The sequence below is a fragment of the Pseudomonas sp. NPDC089401 genome (genome assembly GCF_044749485.1).
GTDB lineage: Bacteria > Pseudomonadota > Gammaproteobacteria > Pseudomonadales > Pseudomonadaceae > Aquipseudomonas.
Genome location: NZ_JBIVIA010000015.1, coordinates 28,797 through 48,432, shown reverse-complemented (window position 1 = coordinate 48,432; position 19,636 = coordinate 28,797). Strand labels below are relative to the sequence as shown.

Annotated in this window: 16 protein-coding genes; 10 read left to right on the top strand and 6 right to left on the bottom strand. The window is 67.7% G+C overall.

The window, feature by feature from the left end:
* The first annotated feature begins 20 nt into the window (after positions 1-20).
* On the top strand, positions 21-1,319 hold the full coding sequence (locus ACIP21_RS25690; protein WP_400693807.1) for a serine hydrolase domain-containing protein: 1,299 nt from the start codon (positions 21-23) through the stop codon (positions 1,317-1,319).
* Here ACIP21_RS25690 and ACIP21_RS25685 read toward each other — a convergent pair.
* From ACIP21_RS25685 to ACIP21_RS25665, 5 genes are all read right to left on the bottom strand, one after another.
* Positions 1,316-1,939, bottom strand: coding sequence for a glutathione S-transferase family protein (locus tag ACIP21_RS25685; RefSeq protein ID WP_400693804.1), 624 nt, complete (start codon positions 1,937-1,939; stop codon positions 1,316-1,318). The genes ACIP21_RS25690 and ACIP21_RS25685 overlap by 4 nt on opposite strands.
* A gap of 214 nt (positions 1,940-2,153) precedes the next feature.
* Positions 2,154-3,401: an aspartate aminotransferase family protein gene (locus tag ACIP21_RS25680; RefSeq protein ID WP_400693801.1), complete on the bottom strand. Its 1,248-nt coding sequence runs from the start codon at positions 3,399-3,401 to the stop codon at positions 2,154-2,156.
* Positions 3,402-3,435: 34 nt separating this feature from the next.
* Complete coding sequence (locus ACIP21_RS25675; protein WP_400693799.1) at positions 3,436-4,341, bottom strand: LysR family transcriptional regulator; 906 nt, start codon at positions 4,339-4,341, stop codon at positions 3,436-3,438.
* Between the two features lie 59 nt (positions 4,342-4,400).
* The gene (locus ACIP21_RS25670; protein WP_400693796.1) at positions 4,401-4,937 is read right to left on the bottom strand and encodes a 2,4'-dihydroxyacetophenone dioxygenase family protein; all 537 of its coding nucleotides are present in this window, start codon (positions 4,935-4,937) and stop codon (positions 4,401-4,403) included.
* A 129-nt stretch (positions 4,938-5,066) separates the two neighbouring features.
* Complete coding sequence (locus ACIP21_RS25665) at positions 5,067-6,458, bottom strand: amino acid permease (protein ID WP_400693793.1); 1,392 nt, start codon at positions 6,456-6,458, stop codon at positions 5,067-5,069.
* A 491-nt stretch (positions 6,459-6,949) separates the two neighbouring features.
* On the opposite strand from ACIP21_RS25665, the gene codB reads away from it, so the two are divergent.
* From codB to ACIP21_RS25625, 8 genes are all read left to right on the top strand, one after another.
* A complete protein-coding gene (codB, locus tag ACIP21_RS25660) occupies positions 6,950-8,215 on the top strand; it encodes a cytosine permease (RefSeq protein WP_400693791.1) in 1,266 nt (421 codons plus the stop codon).
* Positions 8,212-9,429, top strand: coding sequence for a PucR family transcriptional regulator (locus ACIP21_RS25655; protein ID WP_400693788.1), 1,218 nt, complete (start codon positions 8,212-8,214; stop codon positions 9,427-9,429). Before codB ends, ACIP21_RS25655 begins: the two co-directional genes overlap by 4 nt.
* Positions 9,430-9,435: 6 nt before the next feature.
* Positions 9,436-10,674, top strand: coding sequence for a cytosine deaminase (gene codA, locus ACIP21_RS25650; RefSeq protein WP_400693786.1), 1,239 nt, complete (start codon positions 9,436-9,438; stop codon positions 10,672-10,674).
* Positions 10,675-10,826: 152 nt separating this feature from the next.
* Complete coding sequence (locus ACIP21_RS25645) at positions 10,827-11,570, top strand: sulfite exporter TauE/SafE family protein (RefSeq protein WP_400693783.1); 744 nt, start codon at positions 10,827-10,829, stop codon at positions 11,568-11,570.
* A gap of 79 nt (positions 11,571-11,649) precedes the next feature.
* Positions 11,650-12,375: a hypothetical protein gene (locus tag ACIP21_RS25640; protein ID WP_400693781.1), complete on the top strand. Its 726-nt coding sequence runs from the start codon at positions 11,650-11,652 to the stop codon at positions 12,373-12,375.
* 215 nt (positions 12,376-12,590) lie between these two features.
* Positions 12,591-14,138, top strand: coding sequence for an AMP-binding protein (locus ACIP21_RS25635; RefSeq protein ID WP_400693779.1), 1,548 nt, complete (start codon positions 12,591-12,593; stop codon positions 14,136-14,138).
* Between the two features lie 14 nt (positions 14,139-14,152).
* Positions 14,153-15,316 carry an acyl-CoA dehydrogenase family protein gene (locus ACIP21_RS25630; RefSeq protein WP_400693777.1) on the top strand — a complete coding sequence of 388 codons (1,164 nt, stop codon included), beginning with the start codon at positions 14,153-14,155 and terminating at the stop codon, positions 15,314-15,316.
* A gap of 151 nt (positions 15,317-15,467) precedes the next feature.
* Positions 15,468-16,772, top strand: coding sequence for an MFS transporter (locus tag ACIP21_RS25625; RefSeq protein WP_400693773.1), 1,305 nt, complete (start codon positions 15,468-15,470; stop codon positions 16,770-16,772).
* 120 nt (positions 16,773-16,892) lie between these two features.
* Here ACIP21_RS25625 and ACIP21_RS25620 read toward each other — a convergent pair whose 3' ends face one another.
* Positions 16,893-17,858, bottom strand: a complete 966-nt coding sequence (locus ACIP21_RS25620; RefSeq protein WP_400693771.1) for a LysR family transcriptional regulator — start codon at positions 17,856-17,858, stop codon at positions 16,893-16,895.
* Between the two features lie 148 nt (positions 17,859-18,006).
* Between ACIP21_RS25620 and ACIP21_RS25615 the strand changes: the two genes are divergently transcribed.
* Entirely contained in the window at positions 18,007-19,344 is a 1,338-nt protein-coding gene (locus ACIP21_RS25615; RefSeq protein WP_400693769.1) for a DUF1329 domain-containing protein, read from the top strand.
* Positions 19,345-19,636 lie beyond the last annotated feature (292 nt).

Here is a 19,636-nt window from a genome sequence, read left to right as displayed (position 1 = left end):
CCAGCCCCAAAGGAAATGGCATGAAAAAACACTCCACAGCGTCCACCTCCAGCCTGGTGCTGGGCGCGAGCCTGCTGCTGGCCGGCACGTTGCAACCGGCGCTTGGCGCCGATGAGGTGATGCAAGGCTTCCCGCCGGCGCCGGAACTGCGTGTGACCAAGGCCAACGCCTTCCAGCCGCCGTTCCTGCGCTGGTCGATCCGCCATGCCCGCGAAGTGTCGCCGACCCGCGATATCCGCCGTGCCCAGGTGCCGCTGGCACTGCCGGGCGAACCCGTGCAGGCCCTGGACCAGCTGGCTTTCAGCGTGGGCGAAGTGCCGTTGACCCTGGAGCGTTACCTGCGCGAAAGCACCACCGACGGCCTGATCGTGCTGCACCGCGGCAAGGTGGTGTACGAGCGTTACCTGGATGGTTTCGAGGCCGGCCAGCCGCACATCTGGGCTTCGATGACCAAGTCGGTGACCGGCCTGCTGGCCGCCCAGTTCATCGCCGAGGGCAGGCTCGACCCGCAGGCGCGGCTGTCGACCTACGTGCCGGAGCTTGCCGGTACCCCGTTCGGCGAGGCGACGCTGCAGGCCAACCTCGACATGCAGGTGGCCGTGGCCTACCCCGAACAGGTGCCGCCGGACCTTGGCCTGTTCGCCGCCGCAGGCCTCATTCCGCGGGCCGCGCACATGCCCACCGATATCTACGCTTACCTGCATGTGGCGCAGCCGGTGCCGGGTGCCGGCCCGCTGTTCTTCTACCAGAACGGCTCGGCCGAGGCGGTGGCCTGGGCGTTGCGGCGGGTCTCCGGGCAGAACTGGGCGCAGCTGGTGAGCGAACGCCTGTGGTCGCGCTTCGCCCAGGACGATGCCTACGTGCAGGTGGATGAACTGGGCACCGAGATGGCCAGCGGCGGCATCAGCAGCAACCTGCGCGACAGCGCCCGCTTCGCCGAGCTGGTGCGCCTGGAAATGGCCCGCGCACCCAGCGCCGACAGTTTCAACCAGGCGGTGCGCAGCACCTTCGAGCCAGGTGACGCGGCGCTGTTCGCCAAAGGCGACATGGGCCCGGGCCGCCCTGGGTACGCCTACCGCAACTACTGGTACCAGAGCAACGATGGCGACGGCTCGGTCGAGGCCAGCGGGCGCTTCGGGCAGAAGATCTACATCAACCCCAAGCGTGAAGTGGTGATCGTCAAGCTGTCCTCGACCCTCGACCAGGCCCGCCGCGCAACCCAAGCCGATGGCAGCGCCCGGCAGACGGCCCGGGCGGTGGACTCGCCGGCGGCGTTCAGCGGCATGGTCAAGGCACTGCTCGGCGCCTTGCCTGGTTAAGGCTGGCCGTTGCGCCCGTGGGCGAGGTACCCCGGGCGCTGGCTCAGGCGTTCATAATAGGCGCTGACGGCGGGCAATTCAGGGTGCGCCAGCGGGGTCGAGAACCAACGCTGCACCGACAGGCCGATGGGGATGTCGGCCAGGGTGAAATGCTCGCCGGCAACGAAAGCGCCGGTCTGGTTCAACTGTTGTTCGAGGATGCCCATGTAGCGGGCCCACTCCGCACAACCGGCGGCCAGGGCCTTGGCCTCCTGATGCGCGGGCGACTGGCGCACCAGCGCCATGAACGGGTAGCTCCAGGCGCGGTTCAGGTCCGAGGCCTGCCAGTCGATCCACTGGTCGATGCGGGCCCGTGCCTGGGCGTCGGTGGGGTAGAGGGCCGGGTCGCCATAGCGGTTGGCCAGGTAGCGGATGATGCTGTTGGATTCCCACAGGGTGAAATCGCCGTCCTGGATCACCGGGACCATGGCGTTGGGGTTGAGTGCGAGGAAGGCGGGTGCGTCGGTGGGCTGGAAACCGATGCCCCAGTCCTCGCGCGCGAAGGGAATGTTGAACTCGGCGCAGGCCCAGAGCACCTTGCGCACGTTGATCGAAGAAGCCCTGCCCAGTATCCGGATCATGCCTGCGTCCTTGCCAGAGTGAGCGCTGATCGTCACCGACCGCACTTCCCCCGGTCAAGCCCACACTCGCGTGGCGGGTTCTGTAGGAGCGGCCTTGTGTCGCGAAAGGGCTGCGAAGCAGCCCCAGGATTTCTGCACTCATGCACAGATTGCCGGGGCTGCTTCGCAGCCCTTTCGCGACGCAAGGCCGCTCCTACAAGGGGCCGTGCAGGCTTTAGCGGTTGGCGAATTGTGGGGCCAGCTTGGCCGCAGCGCGCTCGAAGGCCGTCTTCATCTCCTCGACCACCCCATCGTCATGCTCGAACGACAGGTACAACCGCCCATACGGCGAAGGCATCACCAGCACCCCGGCCTCACGCAGCGCCAGGTGCAGCGCCTGGCTGAACGCCGCACTGCCCACCGCCAGCGCCTGCTCGTAGGTCGTCGGTGCCTGGCGCGACGGCCACAGGCTGAACACGTTGCCATAGCCACTGGTGCTGACCACGATGCCTCGGGCTTCGAAGATCGCTTCCACGGCCTGGCGCAGCTGCTGGCCGCGGGCGATCAGGCCGGCATAGTCGTGCTGGTCGAGCTGCGCCAGGGTGCTCAGCACTGCCGCGCAGGCCAGCGGGTTGCCGCTGAAAGTGCCGCCGCGCAGCACCTTGCCCTGCTCGAAGGCGGCCAGCACCTCGGGCTTGCCGACGATCGCCGACACCGGCACGCCGTTGCCGATGGCCTTGCCGACGCTGGCAATGTCCGGGTCGAGGCCCGCCAGCTGGCTGGCCAGCCCGGCGTGCAGGCGAAAGCCCATCAGCACCTCGTCGGCGATCACCAGCGCGCCGTGGCGGCGGGCGACCTCCTGCACGTGTTGCAGGTAGCCGGGCGCGGGCATCAGGCAGCCAGCGTTGGCGAGCATCGGTTCGAGGATCACCGCGGCAATGTCCCTGTCCTCGGCGAACAGCCGCTCGACATCGTCGAAATCGTTGAAGCGCAGCAGCGTGGTACGGGCCGTGGCGGGGCGCTGGCCATCGGCGAAGCCGGCCTCGGCCGAGCCGACGTTGCCGAAGCTGACGTCATCGAACCAGCCATCGAAACCGGCCGCCATCTTGGCGATGCGCCCGCGCCCGGTGTGGGCGCGGGCGGCGCGGCAGGCCAGGTGCACCGCCTCGCTGCCGGAGTTGGTGAAGATCACCTTGCTCAGGTTGCCGGTGTGGGCGGCCAGGGCCGTGGCGGCGGCGTGTTCGCGCACATGGGCCCAGGATGGCGAGGCGGAGTCGGCAAGGGCGGCGGCCACCTCGGCGTTGACCCGGTCGTTGGCATGGCCGAGCAGCACGGCGCCGAAGCCGAGCGCGGTGTCGATGTAGCGGCGGCCCTGGTCGTCGTGCAGGTACGCACCCTTGCCGTTGCGGATGAACAGGGCCTGGCCGTCGAGGTCGGGCAGGATACGGGCGGCGCTGGAAACATCGCCTACGAGATTGCGCATGGGGTACCTCAATGTTCTGGTCGGGGGCTTGGGCTCAGCGGGTATTCCACGGGCTCTGCGCGAGCTTGTGTTCGAGAAAGTCACGGAACACGCGGATACGCGGGCTGAGGTGCTTGCGATTGGTGTAGATCAGGTAGATCGGTTCGACACTGTCGCTGCTGAACGCCTCCAGCAACGGCACCAGGCGGCCTTCCTGGATGTCCTGGCCGATATGGAACTCGGCCAGGCGCACGATGCCGGCGCCGCCCAGGGCCAGGTCGCGCAGCAGGTCGCCCTGGGCGAAGGTGGCCTTGGGCAGCACCGGCACGGTCATGGCCTGGCCATCGACGACGAAGCTCCAGGTGTTCCACACGCTGCTGAACCCGAACGAGAAGCAGGTGTGCGCCAGCAGCTCGGCAGGGTGGCTGGGCGTGCCGTGGCGGGCCAGGTAGCCAGGGGAGGCGCACAGCAGCCAGCGGCTCTGGCCGATCTTGCGGGCGATGCGCGTGGAGTCGGGCAGCACGCCGCTGTGGATGGCCACGTCCAGGCCCTGGTCGAACTGGTCGACGAATTGCGCGCCGACCTGGATGTCCACGCTCAGCCCGGGGTAGGCGGCGAGAAACTCCGGCAGCCAGGGGATGATCTGGTGCTTGGCGAAGGTGGTCATGGTGTGCACGCGCAGGCTGCCGCTGACCCGGGTCGGGAAGGCCTCGGCCAGCGAGTCGGCCTCGGCCATGGCGTTGACCACGGCGCGGGCGCTGACCAGGTAGGCGCTGCCTTCCTCGGTCAGCGTCAGGCTGCGCGTGCCGCGCTGGAACAGGCGCACCTGCAGGCGGTCCTCGAGCCGGGAAATCAGTTTGCTGATGGCCGAGGGCGTCATCCCGCAGGCCCGCGCGGCGGCAGAGAAGTTGCCGTGCTCGGTAGCCCAGAGAAACGCCAGCAGTTGCGTGTAGTTGTCCATGTCCTGCCTCCGTTGATTGAGCGGAAGACTGGCAGCGCAGCGGTGCACTGGCAACCCGATCAGCGGATGAACTGCTCGATGTAGTCGTCGGCCAGGCCCAGCGCCTTGTAGTGGGCGCGGGCGGCTTCGAGCTTGGTGAACACATCCTCGTAGCCCACCGCCACGCCTTGCGGGTCGACGTAGGTGTAGCCGCCCTGGACGTGGAACCAGGTGATCATCTCTTCGACATCTTCCGGCACGAACAGGGTGTGGGTCTCGCCCGGCGGCTCGTAGGCGAACGAACCTTCCTCGGCGACCCAGTCGTGTTCCAGGTAGTACCAGCGGCCCTTGAGCACCAGGGCATGCACGCCGCCAGTGTGGCGATGGCGCGACAGCACGCCGCTCTGGCGCACCCGCAGCAGGTTGATGTAGTAGCCACCGGAGACGTTCAGCAGCAGCGGCTTGAACGACACCGAGGCGGTCACCGGGACCCACAGCTGGTCGTCTTCGAGCCATTTGCCGAGTACGCCGGGGTGGACCATGTCGGGCGACATGAAGGGGACTTGCGGCAGTTGGTAGGGGATGGCCAGTTCGTCGGGTTTGCGGGCTACGGTCATGGGGAGTTCCACATTGGTTTTCTTGGAATGCCCGGGGCGGTGCGCCCCGGGAGTGAAGTCAGGTTAGGGCTGCGCCGGCAGCGGAAAAAGGCCCTGCGGGGCACAGCCGCTGTGACGCGGCGGCACAGCTCAGGCGAAAGCGGCGCGCTGGGCCGAAAGGGTCGGCTGGCTTTTTTGCAGGTAGGCGCCGATGCACACCAGCACGCCGGTCAAGCCCAGGGTCGCGAGCAGTTCGGCGCGCTGCCCGGGGAACGCGGCCATGACCACGAACACGCCGGCGATGAAGGCGATGGTCAGCCAGGTCAGCCAGGGGAACAGCCACATGCGCACCTCCAGCGGCTTGCCCAGCGCCACCAGCTTGCGGCGCATGCTCAACTGGGTCACGGCGATCACCAGGTACATCAGCAGGGCCAGGGCGCCGCTGGTGGCCAGCAGAAACTGGAACACCTCGGCGGGCAGCAGGTAGTTGGCCGCCAGGGCCGCCAGCGCGGCGCCGGCGGTAAGCGCCACCGCCAGCAGCGGCACGCCTTTGGCCGTGGTGCGCGACACTGCGTTCGGCGCGTCGCCGCGGCGGGCCAGCGAGTAGGCCATGCGCGAGGCAGTGTAGATCGCCGAGTTCAGGCAGCTGGTCACCGCCACCAGCACCACGATGCTCATGATCGCCGGCGCCCAGGGGATGTTCATGGCGCTCAGCACCGCCTGGTACGAACCCTGGGCCAGGCCTGGCGCGTTCCACGGGATCAGGCACACCACCACGAACATCGAGCCGAGGTAGAACAGGCCCAGGCGCCACACCACGGCGCGGATGGCTTTCTTGATGTTGGCCTTGGGGTCGCGGGACTCGGCGGCGGCGATGGTCACCACCTCGCTGCCCTGGAAGCTGAACATGGCGGTCAGCAGCGCGGCGACGATGGCCACGTTGCCCTTGGGCGCGAAGCCGCCGTTGGCCCACAGGTTGCTGATGCCGCTGGTCGACGAGCCGGGCAGCAGGCCGAGGATGGCCAGCACGCCGAGCCCGATGAAGCTGACGATCGACACCACCTTGAACAGCGACAGCCAGTATTCCAGGGTGCCGAACGAGCCGACGCTGAGGCTGTTGCAGCCGATCAGCACCAGGGTGATGGCGAAGGCGGTGAGGGCGTGGGGCAGGCCCAGCCAGTCGCCGAGGATGTGGCCGGCGACGATCGCCTCGATGGCGATCACCAGCACATAGAACCACCAGTACAGCCAGCCGATGGAAAACCCGGCCCAACGGCCCAGGGCCTGGTCGGCGTAGGAAGAGAACGAACCGGTGTCCGGCCGCGCCGTGGCCATCTCGCCGAGCATCTGCATCACCAGCACCACGATCGCCGCGGCGATCACGTAGGCCACCAGCACCGCCGGCCCGGCGGCGGCGATGGCGTTGCTCGAGCCGACGAACAGCCCGGCGCCGATCACGCCACCGATCGAGATCATCGTCACTTGCCGGCCCTTCAGGCCGGTGCCCAGCTTGTCATTCTGTGTGTGTTGTTCGCCACGCATCGGCTTTCACCTCGGTTGCACGCTTGTTTTTGTCATGGGCCGTCGTGGAGAAGGCCTTGATGGCAACCTTAAGGGGCAAACGGGCGGAGGATTAGACAGTGCGGCGGCATAGCGGGTGTGACGAGGGTTCACAGCAGTGCGCGACCTTTGTGGGAGCGGGTTTACCCGCGAACACCGGCAAAGCCGGTGCCATGCACTGCAGCATCTGGCACCGGCTTCGCCGGTGTTCGCGGGTAAACCCGCTCCTACAGGGAGATATGCAGGCCTGCGCGATCCACGATGAAATATCCCTACAGCCGTCCCGCTTTGGTGCATGCCCGCCTCAAGTTAAGTCATAATGCACAGCTCAGAGCCGTAATGACTGGAAGACTGTGCAGCATGCACAGGTTTTCCTATTTCGGCTGCCCGCTTTTCTTCCAATAATCCAAAGGCCTGAAGCGGCCCGCATCTTGCTGTCTGAGCGCCATCGACCAACCCTCGGAGCCCCACCCATGACCGCCCCCAGCGAATTCCCGCTGTCCGAAGCCCCGCCGTCCTCACGCAAGGGCCTGTTGCCCATCGCCATGGTGTTGTTCAGTTTCACCTTCTTCACCGGCACCATGTTCGCCGGTGGCAAGCTCGGCATGGCCTTCAACTTCGTCGACATGCTGTGGATCGCCACTATCGGCAACAGCCTGCTGGCGGCGTATGCCGCGGCGCTGGCCTTCATCGCCTCGCGCAGCGGGCTGAACACGGTACTGATGGGCCGCTTCTGCTTCGGCGAAGCAGGCAGCCGGCTCTCGGACTTCCTGCTGGGCTTCGCGGAACTGGGCTGGTACGCCTGGGGCACGGCCACCGTGGCCATCGTGCTGGTGAAGATGCTCGGCCTGGCCGAAGGCTTCACCGTCCCGCTGATGGTGCTGTTCGGCCTGGGCTTCAGCCTCACCGCGATCATCGGCTTCAAGGGCCTGGACCTGCTGTCGCGGGTCTCGGTGCCGCTGATGTTCGGCTTGCTGGTGGTCTCCATGGTCCTGGCCACCCGCCATGTCGGCGGCCTGGAACAGCTGGCGGCGCTGGTGCCGCACGAGGCGATGACCTTCTCGGCGGCGGTGACCATGGTCTTCGGCACCTTCGCCAGCGGCGCCACCCAGGCCACCAACTGGACGCGCCTGTCGCGCAGCGGCCGGGTGGCGGTGACCGCCAGCGTGGTCGCGTTCCTGCTCGGCAACGGCCTGATGGTGGTGGCCGGCGCCTGGTGCGCGATGGTCTACCAGCAGGCCGACATCGTCGAAGTGATGATGCTCCAGGGCCTGTCGTTCGCGGCCGTGGTGATGCTCTGCCTGAACCTCTGGACCATCCAGGGCCCGACCATCTACAACGTCTCGGCCGCGGCCTGCCACCTGCTGCGCAGCGAGCGCCGGCGCACCATGACCCTGGCCGCCGCCGGGGTAGGCATCGTGCTGGCAGTGGGCGGCATGTATGAAATGCTGATCCCGTTCCTGGTGTTGCTGGGCTCGATCATTCCGCCGGTGGGCGGGGTGATCATGGCCGACTTCTGGTACCGCCACCGTGGTAAATACCCGGCGCTGGCCGCGGTCAGCCTGCCGCGCTACAACCTTCTTGGCCTGCTGGCCTATGCCGTGGGTGCGGTGCTGGCCTACAGCTCGCCGTGGGTCGCGCCGCTGGTGGGCATCGGCGCCTCGGCGCTGTGCTACATCGTGCTGCTCGAACTCAGCGGCAAGCGCAAGCTGGCCGCCGCGGGGCAGGCCGAGTCGTGAGCCTGGCACTGGAGGCGCTGCTGAGCCTGCCCGGCCTTGAAGTCATGGCCGTGCGCGCTGGCGCCCGCAACTTGCAGCGCAGCGTGCGCTGGCCCTATGTGGCGGAGAACGAAGGCATCGCCGAATGGGTGATGGGCGGCGAACTGGTGTTCGTCACCGGCATCAACCACCCGCGCGACGAGGCCAACCTGCTGCGCCTGGTCGAGGACGGCGACGCGGTGGGCATCGCCGGGCTGGTGATCCTCACCGGCGGCGGCTACATCCATGAAATACCGGCTGCAGTGATCGCCCGCGCCGAACAGCTCGGCCTGCCACTGATCGAACAGCCCTATGCGCTGAAGATGGTGCTGGTCACCCACCTGATCGGTACCGCCCTGGTGCAGATGGGCCAGGTGCGCCGCTCGCGGCATGACCTGCTCGGCCAGTTGCTCACCGGCGACTACCCGAGCCTGGCCATCGCCCGCCAGCGCGCCGCCCACCTGCAATTGCCGCTGGACCAACCGCAGCGCCTGGTGGCGCTGCGCTTGTCGGCGGTCGAGGCGCTGTTCGCCCGGCACGGCGCGGAGCAGGGCGAGCGCCTCTGGCAGCGGGCCCGCCAGGCCCTCGAAGAGCACCTCGAAGCCTGGTGCCGGCGTTTGCCCGGCGCCATGCACGCGGTGCTGCCGGGCGAGCTGTTCGTGCTCCTGCTGCCCGCCCGGGGCGACCTGCGCGAGGCGCTGGCGCAGCTGTACAGCAAGCTGGCCGAGCCTGCCGGCGAGCTGGACCTGTTCATGGGCCTGTCGACCACCGTGCACGACTGCGCGCACTACCGCCAGGCCCTCAACGAAGCGCGCCAGGCGCTGGACGTGGCGCACAACCTGCGCCCGGCCACGGGCCTATGCGACTTCAGCGAGCTGGGCGTGCTGCGCCTGCTGCAAGGCATCGGCGACCGCGCGGTGATCGATGCCTTCGTCACCCAGACCCTCGGCTCCCTGATCGAAACCGGGCGCAAGCACCCTCACGCCCTGCTGCACACCCTCGACGCGCTGCTCGGTGAAAACGGCAATGCCCAGCGCGCCGCCCAGCGCCTGGGCCTGCACCGCAACACCATCAACCAGCGCATGCAACGCATCGAACAACTGAGCGGCCTGTCGCTCGACGACCCCCTGTTTCGCATGAACGCCTCGGTCGCATTGCTGATCTGGCGCATGTCCGAAGCCAATAACAAGGAGTAACGCCTGATGAACATCGTCAACGCCCGCCTGCGCGGCAAACCCGGCCTGCACCGCATCGAACTGGCCGGGGAGCGCATCGCCGCGATCCACGCCCAGGCCGAAGTGGTGGCCGCCAGCGCCGGCGACATCGACGCCGGCCAGAACCTGGTCACCGCACCGTTCGTGGAGCCGCACATCCACCTCGACGCCACCCTTACCGCCGGCGAGCCGGCCTGGAACATGAGTGGCACCCTGTTCGAAGGCATCGAGCGCTGGGCCGAGCGCAAGGCCATGACCACCCACGAGGACATCAAGACCCGCGCCAAGAAGACCATCGGCATGCTGGTCGACCACGGCATCCAGCACGTGCGCACCCACGTCGACGTCACCGACCCGACCCTGGTCGCGCTCAAGGCCATGGTCGAGGTGCGCGAGGAAGTGCGCCACCTGGTCGACCTGCAGATCGTCGCCTTCCCGCAGGAAGGCATCGAAAGCTACGACAACGGCCGCGAACTGATGACCGAGGCGGTGGCCCTGGGCGCCGACGTGGTCGGCGGCATCCCGCACTTCGAGAACACCCGCGACCAGGGCGTGTCGTCGATCAAGTTCCTCATGGACCTGGCCGAGCGCACCGGTTGCCTGGTGGACGTGCACTGCGACGAGACCGACGACCCGCAGTCGCGCTTCCTCGAAGTGCTGGCCGAGGAAGCCCGCGTGCGCGGCATGGGCGAGCGGGTCACCGCCAGCCACACCGTGGCCATGGGGTCCTACGACAACGCCTACTGCTCCAAGCTGTTCCGCCTGCTCAAGCGCTCGGGCATCAACTTCGTTTCCTGCCCGACCGAGAGCATCCACCTGCAGGGCCGTTTCGACACCTGGCCGAAGCGCCGCGGCGTGACCCGCGTGGGCGAGCTGGACCGTGCCGGCATCAACGTGTGCTTCGGCCAGGACTCGATCGTCGACCCGTGGTACCCGCTGGGCAACGGCAACATCCTGCGTGTGCTGGAGGCGGGGCTGCACATCTGCCACATGCTCGGCTACGAAGACATCCAGCGTTCGCTGGACCTGATCACCGATAACAGCGCACGCACCATGAACCTGGGCGAGCGCTATGGCATCGAAGTCGGCCGCCCGGCCAACCTGCTGGTGCTGTCGGCGCCGGACGACTACGAGATGATCCGCAGCCAGGGGCATGCGCTGGTTTCGATCCGGGGTGGGAAGGTGCTGATGCAGCGTACGCCGGCCAAGGTCGAGCGTTTCGGCTGATATCGTAGGGGGCCGCTTTGCGGCCCTTTCGCGACACAAGGCCGCTCCTACAGGACATCGCGGTGCTTGTAGGAGCGGCCTTGTGTCGCGAAAGGGCTGCACAGCAGCCCCCGATGCAGACATCGATTCAAGGCTCTGGCAAGGTAGCCCCCATGGATAGCATCTACCTCATCGCCCTCGGCGCCGTCGTCGCCGGTTTCGTCCAGGGCCTCTCTGGCTTCGCCTTCGGCATGGTCGCCATGTCGTTCTGGGCCTGGGGCCTGGAGCCGCGCCTGGCCGCCTCGCTGACCGTGTTCGGCAGCCTCTGCGGCCAGCTCATTGCCGTGTTCAGCGTGCGCCGCGGCTTCAGCTGGGCGCTGCTGTGGCCGTTCGTGTTCGGCGGCCTGGCCGGCATCCCGCTGGGTGTGTGGGTGTTGCCGTACCTCGACATGCTCTGGTTCAAGGCCGTGTTCGGCACGCTGCTGGTGCTGTGGTGCCCGCTGATGCTGCTGGCGCCGCGTCTGCCTCGGCTGCCGGGCAACCGCCTGGCCGATGGCACGGTGGGGATGATCGGCGGGGCCCTGGGCGGTATCGGCGGCTTTACCGGCACAGTGCCTACACTCTGGTGTACCTTGCGCGGCTTCGAGCGCGACACCCAGCGTGCGGTGATCCAGAACTTCAACCTGTCGATGCTGCTGGTGACCCTGCTCACCTACCTGGGCACAGGCGTGGTGACCCGCGACATGCTGCCGTCGCTTGCCGTGGTGCTGCTGGCCATGGCCGTGCCGGCGCTGGTGGGCACGCGGGTATACCTGGGCATCAGCGAGCTGGCGTTTCGCCGGGTGGTGCTGAGCCTGCTGACCGCGTCCGGCGTGGCGATGCTGTTGGCGTCGTTGCCTGTACTGCTGAGTCGCTGAGCGCTTGCCTGACGGCCTCGAACTTGGCACCCTTTGAGCCCCTTCGATCTTCCGTGGCGCAACAGAAGGAACCGTACCGTTGAGTTGGGAAAAAGTCGGCAAACTGCTCGTGGCCTTGCTGCTGGGCATCATGGCCTTGCTGGTGGGCTACGTGGCGCTCAAGGACAACCCACGTCTCGAGGCGACCCTGACCTATGCCTACCTGACCTACCCGAGCCAGTTCAGCGAACGTATCAGCCAGGCCAGCGAGCAGCTCAAGTACGAGCAGTTGCAGCCACGCATCAACCACATCGGCGAGGGCGCGTTGAGCCAGTACCAGGTCGACAAGCTGATCGAACTGGCCCAGGCGCCGTATGCGCAACTGTTCGCCAAGCCGTTCGAAGCGGGGCTGGTGGATCATCGTACCGGCCTGCTCATCGACCTGCAGAACAGCGGCGACAGCGACGTGCGCGAAGTGAAGATCCGCCTGCCGGCCAAGGGCCTGGTGCAGGTCCGGGACGCCGCCGGCAACGACCGCATCATCGAGACGGCCACTTCGCAGGTGGAGATCCCGGTTGTCGAGGCGGGCAGGGCGTGCAAGGTCTGGGTGTACTTCGACGCGGACTATTCGCAGATCCGTCAGGGTGGCTTCAGTGTCAGCTTCGACGGCGGCACCGCGGATGTGCGGGTGTTGCGCGAGTTCACCGGGTTCCCGGCGCTGGTGGCGCGCTACAGCCGTGAGCTGGTGGGCTTGCTGGGGCTGCTGGCGGTCGCGCTGCTGGGCTTGGGGTATGCCTGCCTGAGCCGGCGCCGGTCCCTGGTCTGACTTGACCTGCACCGGCCTCTTCGCGGGTAAACCCGCTCCCACAGGGGTATGCAGTTCCCTTGTGGGAGCGGGTTTACCCGCGAAGAGGCCGGTGCAGGCTGGCACGACTCCCCCCAGCCAATTTCGTTATGGCGCGCATCCACATCTGGTATTACGCCACCCCCGCCGAGGCTGATTAGCATCGTCCAGGTCTTCCTGTCGACGAGAACAACAACGTGAACCTCGGAAAGATCATCAGTCGCAGTGCCCGCTACTGGCCCGCGCGCACCGCCGTGGCGGATGCCAACACCCGCATCACCTTCGCCCAGCTCGAAGCCCGCAGCAATCGCCTGGCCTCGGGCCTTTCCAGCCTGGGCGTCGCCAGCGGCGAGCACGTGGCGATCCTGGCCGCCAACCGCGTCGAGCTGGTGGAGGCGGAAGTGGCCTTCTACAAGGCGGCGCTGGTCAAGGTGCCGATCAACGCCCGGTTGTCCGTGGACGAGGTGGTCAGTGTCCTGCAGGACTCGTGCAGCGTGGCCCTGATCACCGACGCCAGCTTCGCCGCCGCGCTGGCCGGGCGCCGTGGCGAGCTGCCGCTGCTGCGCCATGTGCTGGCGCTGGAAGGCGAGGCGGGCGATATCGCCTACCCCGCGCTGCTGGCCGATGCCAGTGAAGCCTGGCCGTGCCAGGACCCGGCCGACGACGCCCTGGCCGTGCTGCACTACACCTCCGGCAGCTCCGGCGTGCTCAAGGCCGCCATGCTCAGCTTCGGCAACCGCAAGGCGCTGATCCGCAAGAGCATCGCCAGCCCCACCCGCCGCGCCGCGCCCGGCGACGTGATGGCCCATGTCGGGCCGATCACCCATGCCAGCGGCATGCAGGTCATGCCGCTGCTGGCAGTCGGGGCCTGCAACCTGCTGCTCGACCGCTACGACGATCGCCTGCTGCTCGAGACCATCCAGCGCGAGCGGGTCACCCGGCTGTTCCTGGTGCCGGCGATGATCAATCGGCTGGTCAACTACCCCGGCGTCGAGCGCTTCGACCTGTCGAGCCTGCGCCTGGTGATGTACGGTGCCGCGCCCATGGCCCCGGCACTGGTGAAAAAAGCCATCGCACTGTTCGGGCCGATCCTCGCGCAAGGCTATGGCGCCGGTGAAACCTGCTCGCTGGTGACCGTGCTGACCGAGCAGGATCACCTGGTCGAGGACGGCGACTACCAGCGCCTGGCGTCCTGTGGCCGTTGCTATTTCGAGACCGACCTGCGGGTGGTGGACGAGGCCTTCGAGGATGTCGGCCCCGGCCAGGTCGGCGAGATCGTGGTCAAGGGCCCGGACATCATGCAGGGCTACTGGCGCGCCCCCGAGCTCACCGCCGAGGTGATGCGCGACGGCTACTACCTCACCGGCGACCTGGCCACGGTCGATGCCCAGGGCTACGTGTTCATCGTCGATCGCAAGAAGGAAATGATCATTTCCGGCGGTTTCAACGTGTACCCGAGCGAGGTCGAACAGGTGCTCTACAGCCTGCCCGAGGTGTTCGAGGCGGCCGTGGTCGGCGTGCCCGACGAGCAGTGGGGCGAAGCGGTGCGCGCGGTGGTGGTGCTCAAGCCGGGCATGCAATTGAGCGAGGCCGAAGTGATCGAGCGTTGCGGCCGCGCCCTGGCCGGCTTCAAGAAACCGCGGGCGGTGGACTTCGTCGAGGAACTGCCGAAGAACCCCAATGGCAAGGTGGTCCGGCGCCTGGTGCGCGACGCCTACTGGCAACACAGCGAACGTCGGATCTGACCAGGAGAACACACATGTACCAACCCAGTGCCAAAGCCAGCCAGATCATCGAAGCCATCGACGGCTTCGTGCGTGACCAGGTCAAACCCCTGGAGCAGGGCGAAAATCTCAGCTGGGCACGCCCGCACCCGTTGCCGGTGCTGCGCGAGGTGTGGCGCCGTGCCAGCGAGCAGGGCCTGTATACCCTGATGCTGCCTGAGCCGTTGGGCGGCGCCGGCCTCAATGTCGCCGACCTGTGCGCGGTCAAGGAGGCCACCCACCTGACCGGCTCGATGCTGGCGCCCCACGTGCTCGGCGAGCTGTCCGGGCCGCCGCGGGTCGGGCACCTGTTCAAGGTGGCCAGCGCGTATCAGGTCGAAGCTTTCCTGCAGCCGGTGTGCCGCGCCGAGCAGGCGGTGTGCTTCGCCCTGACCGAAGCCGAGGCCGGCTCCGATGCCAGCGCGATCAAGACCGTGGCGCGCCGCGACGGCGACGACTATGTGCTCAGTGGCTGCAAGCGCTACATCTCCGGCGCCAGCTACGCCGACCTCGCCGTGCTGCTCGCGGTCACCGGCCCGGGCCGTGGCGCCCAGGGCATCTCGGCATTCTTCGTCGACCTCCGGGCGCCTGGCGTGCGCGTCGAGAGCGACTACTCGGTGATGTCCGGCGGTGGTGCCCACGGCGATATCTACCTCGATGAAGTGCGTGTGCCGGCGGCCAACCTGATCGGCGAGGAGGGCTTGGGCTTCAAGCTGGCGATGGGGCGCATCACCCTCAACCGCCTGCTGCATTGCCCGACCCTGCTGGGCATGGCCGGCCACGCGCTGAACCTGTCGATCGAGCATGTGCGCACGCGCACCCAGTTCGGCCAGCCGATCGCCATGTTCCAGGCGGTCAGCCACCAGATCGCCGACATGGCCACCGAGCTGCACGCGGCGCGCAGCATGGTGTATGCCACGGCGGCGCTGAACGATGCCGGTGGCGACATCCGCACCCAGGCGCCGATGTGCAAGCTGTTCGTCTCGGAGGCGGCGTTCCGCATCGCCGACAAGGCGGTGCAGGTGCATGGCGGGGCCGGGCTGATGCAGGGACACCCGGTGGAGTGGATCTTCCGCGCCACGCGGATGATGCGCATCCTCACCGGGACCAGCGAGATCCAGCGTAATACCATCGCCAAGGGGATCTTGATGCCTGGCTGATCGGTGCTGGCTTCTTCGCGGCGGTTCGACGCCTCGATAAACCCGCTCCCACAGGGATTACCGCAGGCCTGTGTGGGAGCGGGTTCACCCGCGAAGAGGCCAGGCCTGCAAATAGAGAACTCCCAGACAAGAACAATAAGGGAATACCACGATGTCCAACTCACCCTCACTGCCCAACCCCCGCACCGCCTGGCTCATCGCCCTGCTGCTGGCCCTGCTGATGCTGGTCAACTTCCTCGACAAGGTGGTCATCGGCCTGGTCGCCGTGCCCATGAGCGCCGAACTGGGCCTCAGCCCCACCGAGTTCGGCCTGGTCGGCGGTGCCCTGCACTGGTTCTTCGCGGTCTCCGCCGTGGTCGGCGGCTTCATGGCCAACCGCCGCCCGACCCGTACCCTGCTGCTGGGCATGGGCCTGTTCTGGGCACTGATCCAGCTGCCGATGCTGTTCGTCACCTCGCTGTGGGCAGTGGTCGCCTGCCGCGTGCTGCTGGGCATCGGCGAAGGCCCGGCCTCGCCAGTGGCCACCCATGCCCTGTACAAGTGGTTCCCCAACGACCGCCGCAGCCTGCCGGTGGCGTTGCTGCACGGCGGCAGCGCCATGGGCCTGCTGGTGGCCGGGGCGATGATCCCGTGGATCAGCGTGCACTACGGCTGGCGCATGAATTTCATCGTCCTGGCCGCGATCGGTGCGGTGTGGTGCCTGTTGTGGTGGCGCCTGGGCCAGGAAGGCAGCCTGGACCGCCTGCGCGCCACCCAGCTGCCGGCGGACGAACCGGCAGTGCCTTACCGGCGCCTGCTGCTCGACCCGACCGTGCTGGGCAACTACCTGTGCCATTTCGCCGCCAACTGGTCGCTGGCACTGACCCTGACCTGGGTGCCCAGCTACCTGCAGGTCGGCCTCGGCCTGGACCCGCTCACCACCGGCCGGCTGTTCGTGCTGTTCGTGGTGGTGACCACGCCGCTGAGCCTGTTCATGGCCTGGTGGTCGCAACGGCTGATGCGCCGTGGCTGGTCGTCGCGGGTGGCGCGCGGGGTGTTCGTCTCGGTCTGCCTGATGCTCAGCGGGTTGCTTTCGGCGGCGTTGATCCTGCCCGGGCTGGGCACGGTCGAGCGGGTGCTGGCGCTGACCTTCAGCGGTGGCCTGGCGCTGGTGATGTATTCGGTGGGGCCGGCAATGCTCGGCGAGTTCACCCCCAGCCGCCAGCGCGGCGGGGTGCTGGCGATCGGCAATGCCATCGCTTCGCTGGCGGGGCTGGCAGCGCCGGTGGTGACCGGGGTGCTGGTGCAGGGGGCCGGGGCCGGGCACCCGGCGGGGTATGCCCAGGGGTTCCTGGTGTGCGGGGTGGTGCTGGTGGCAGCGGGGGTGGTCGGGCTGAAAGTGTTGAACCCGCAGCGGACTTTGGCGCGACTTCAGGACCCTTTGGCTGATGATGCCAGGGCAGTGTTGAACCATTAGCCCTGTGTTGTCTGGGCAGGCCTCTTCGCGGGCAAGCCCGCTCCCACAGGTACTGCACCGGTTTCGAAGCCCGTGCGGTCGCTGTGGGAGCGGGCTTGCCCGCGAATCAGGCGATGCGGTCTACCAGGCAAACCGCAAGCCCTCATTGCGGCTCGATGGCTCAGCGGCCTCATCGACAATCAACTCCCCCTGCCATTGCCCACTGCGCACCAGCTCCACCACCACCCCACGCACCAGGTCGCGCATGCACGCTGCGGCAAACGACAGCGGCTTGTGCCGCGAATGCGCCAGGGCGATGGTGCGGCTGATCTCCGGCTCGACGATGCGCCGCGCCGCCGTCGGGTCCAGCCGGTCGCTCAAGGGCGGCCAGTTGCTGATGGTCGCCGCCAGCCCGCCGCGCACCAGGCTGGTGATACCCGGCGCGGACTGCTGTTCGTAGGCCACGTTGAGCGTCACCCCGGCCTCCATCGCCGCCTGCTCGATGCGCCGGCGCAGGTGCAGGGCCTTGGGTGGCAGCACCAGCCGCGTGGCGGCGGCCTCGGCGAGGGTGATGGTGTCCGCCGTGCCCGGGGCCGCCAGGCTCACCCAGTACAGCGCCTCTCTGAGGATCGGCTCGGCTTCGACGTACTCGAGCTCCTCGGCGTTGGGCACCACGCCGAAGTCCACCTTGCCCAGCTCGATGGCCTGGCCACCTTCGCGGCTCAGGCCGTCCCACACGGTCAGGGTCACCCCGGGGAAGCGCTGCTCGGCCCGGCGCAGGATCTCCGGCAGCAGCAGGTTGGCGGCGGTGGCGGGAATGGAGATCGCCACATGGCCCTTGGGGTTGCCGCGGCTGGACTTGAGTTCGTCCTTCACCGAATCGAGCTTCTGCACCACCTGGCGCGCCACCTCGTACAGCTGGCGGCCGGCGTCGGTGAGGGCGATGCCGTCGTGCTGGCGGTCCAGCAGCTGCATCTCCAGCTCGCTTTCCAGCAGCCCCATCTGCCGGCTCAAGGCGGGCTGGGCGATGTATGAGCGGCGGGCGGCGCTGGAGAAGCTGCCGGCCTCGACGATGGCGATCAGGTAACGTAGCTGTTTCAGGGTCATGGCTGCATCCAGGCTATGCCGTGTCGTTATGGCGCGCATCGGAACTCGCTATTGGTCGGCCCCGGCGCGTGGCGCCTAGTATCACCCGGGACCGGCGCCGACAGGCAAGCCTGTCGCACAACAAGAAGAAGGTCTTCGAGGACTTGCCATGCACCTGCCCATCTCGCTGCTCGCCGCCTGCACCTTGGCCATCGCCCCAACCCTGTTCGCCGCCGGCGAACCCGCCCCGTTGACGCCGCTGGGCGCCGAGCGCGGTGCCAGCCCCGACGGGCAGATCCCCGCCTGGAACGGTGGCTTGACGGCGGCGCAGGTGTCGCTGGCGCCCAATGGTACGCCGCTCGATCCCTATGCCGACGAACAGCCGCTGCGGGTCATCAGCGCCGCCAACCTCGAACGCTATCGGGGCCAGCTCACGGCAGGGCAGGTGGCCTTGCTCGAACGCTTCCCCAAGACCTACCAGCTGCCGGTCTACCCCAGTCACCGCAGCATCGCGGTGCCGGCCAAGGTGGCCGAGTGGGCGCGCCAGAATGCCGGGCGTGCGCACCTGGCGCACGACGGCAACCGCGTCGAAGGCTTCGCTGGCGTGGTGGCCTTCCCGCAGCCGCGCAACGGCCTCGAAGTGCTTTGGAACCACCTCACCCGGCCACGCAACGCCAGCTTCAACCAGGCCTCGGACAGCCTGACCCCGCGCGGCAATGGCCGCTACGTGCAGAGCAGCGTGCGCCAGGCCTTCGCCCGCCCCGATGCGCTGCCGGGCTGGCAGCCGGGGGCGTCGGGCAACGTGCTGTACTACTTCAGCCACCAGATGACCGCGCCGGCCCGGGTCGCCGGCGAAGCGCTGGTGATGCACGAAACCCTCGACCAGGTCGCCGAGCCGCGCCTGTCGTGGCTGTACAGCACCGGCCAGCGCCGGGTCCGGCGCGCCCCGGGCATCGACTACGACAGCATCACCCCGGGCACCGCCGGCCTGCGCACCGCCGACAGCCGCGACATGTTCAATGGCGCGCCGGATCGCTATGACTGGACGCTGGTGGGCAAGCGCGAGCTGTACGTGCCCTACAACAGCTACCGGCTGGCCTCGCCGATGCTGGCCTATGGCGCGCTGATCGGCCCTGGGCATGTGCAGCCGGCGCCGACCCGCTACGAGCTGCACCGGGTCTGGGAAGTGCTCGGCACGCTGAAGCCGGGCATGGCCCATGTGTATGCCAGCCGGCGCTACTACGTGGACGAAGACAGCTGGGCGATCCTCGAGGCGGACTTCTTCGATGCCCAGGGCAAGCTGTGGCGCACGGCGCAGGCGCATAGTTATTACCATGTGGTGGGTGAGGCGGCGGTGAATGCCATGGAAGTGATCTACGACCTGCGCAACGGGCGCTACCAGGTGTCGGGGCTGACCAACCAGCAGGCGCGGCCGTTCGAGTTCAACGTGCCGGTCACGGCGTCGTACTTCTCGCCCGGGGCGCTTCGCAGCCGCAGTGTTCGCTGAAGACCGGCGTGTGCTTCTTCGCGGGTAAACCCGCTCCCACAGGTACTGCATTGGCCTCAGGGGTAGTGCATTTCCTGTGCTCCCACAGGTACTGCATTGGCCTCAGGGGTTGTGCATTTCCTGTGCTCCCACAGGTACTGCATTGGCCTCAGGGGTTGTGCATTTCCTGTGCTCCCCCAGGTACTGCATTGGCCTCAGGGGTAGTGCATTTCCTGTGCTCCCCCAGGTACTGCATTGGCCTCAGGGGTTGTGCATTTCCTGTGCTCCCACAGGTACTGCATTGGCCTCAGGG

Coding starts and splice junctions, on each gene's coding strand:
- ACIP21_RS25690 (WP_400693807.1), top strand. CDS start 21: ATGAAAAAACACTCCACAGCGTCCACCTCCAGCCTGGTGCTGGGCGCG.
- ACIP21_RS25685 (WP_400693804.1), bottom strand. CDS start 1,939: ATGATCCGGATACTGGGCAGGGCTTCTTCGATCAACGTGCGCAAGGTG.
- ACIP21_RS25680 (WP_400693801.1), bottom strand. CDS start 3,401: ATGCGCAATCTCGTAGGCGATGTTTCCAGCGCCGCCCGTATCCTGCCC.
- ACIP21_RS25675 (WP_400693799.1), bottom strand. CDS start 4,341: ATGGACAACTACACGCAACTGCTGGCGTTTCTCTGGGCTACCGAGCAC.
- ACIP21_RS25670 (WP_400693796.1), bottom strand. CDS start 4,937: ATGACCGTAGCCCGCAAACCCGACGAACTGGCCATCCCCTACCAACTG.
- ACIP21_RS25665 (WP_400693793.1), bottom strand. CDS start 6,458: ATGCGTGGCGAACAACACACACAGAATGACAAGCTGGGCACCGGCCTG.
- codB (WP_400693791.1), top strand. CDS start 6,950: ATGACCGCCCCCAGCGAATTCCCGCTGTCCGAAGCCCCGCCGTCCTCA.
- codA (WP_400693786.1), top strand. CDS start 9,436: ATGAACATCGTCAACGCCCGCCTGCGCGGCAAACCCGGCCTGCACCGC.
- ACIP21_RS25645 (WP_400693783.1), top strand. CDS start 10,827: ATGGATAGCATCTACCTCATCGCCCTCGGCGCCGTCGTCGCCGGTTTC.
- ACIP21_RS25630 (WP_400693777.1), top strand. CDS start 14,153: ATGTACCAACCCAGTGCCAAAGCCAGCCAGATCATCGAAGCCATCGAC.
- ACIP21_RS25625 (WP_400693773.1), top strand. CDS start 15,468: ATGTCCAACTCACCCTCACTGCCCAACCCCCGCACCGCCTGGCTCATC.
- ACIP21_RS25620 (WP_400693771.1), bottom strand. CDS start 17,858: ATGACCCTGAAACAGCTACGTTACCTGATCGCCATCGTCGAGGCCGGC.
- ACIP21_RS25615 (WP_400693769.1), top strand. CDS start 18,007: ATGCACCTGCCCATCTCGCTGCTCGCCGCCTGCACCTTGGCCATCGCC.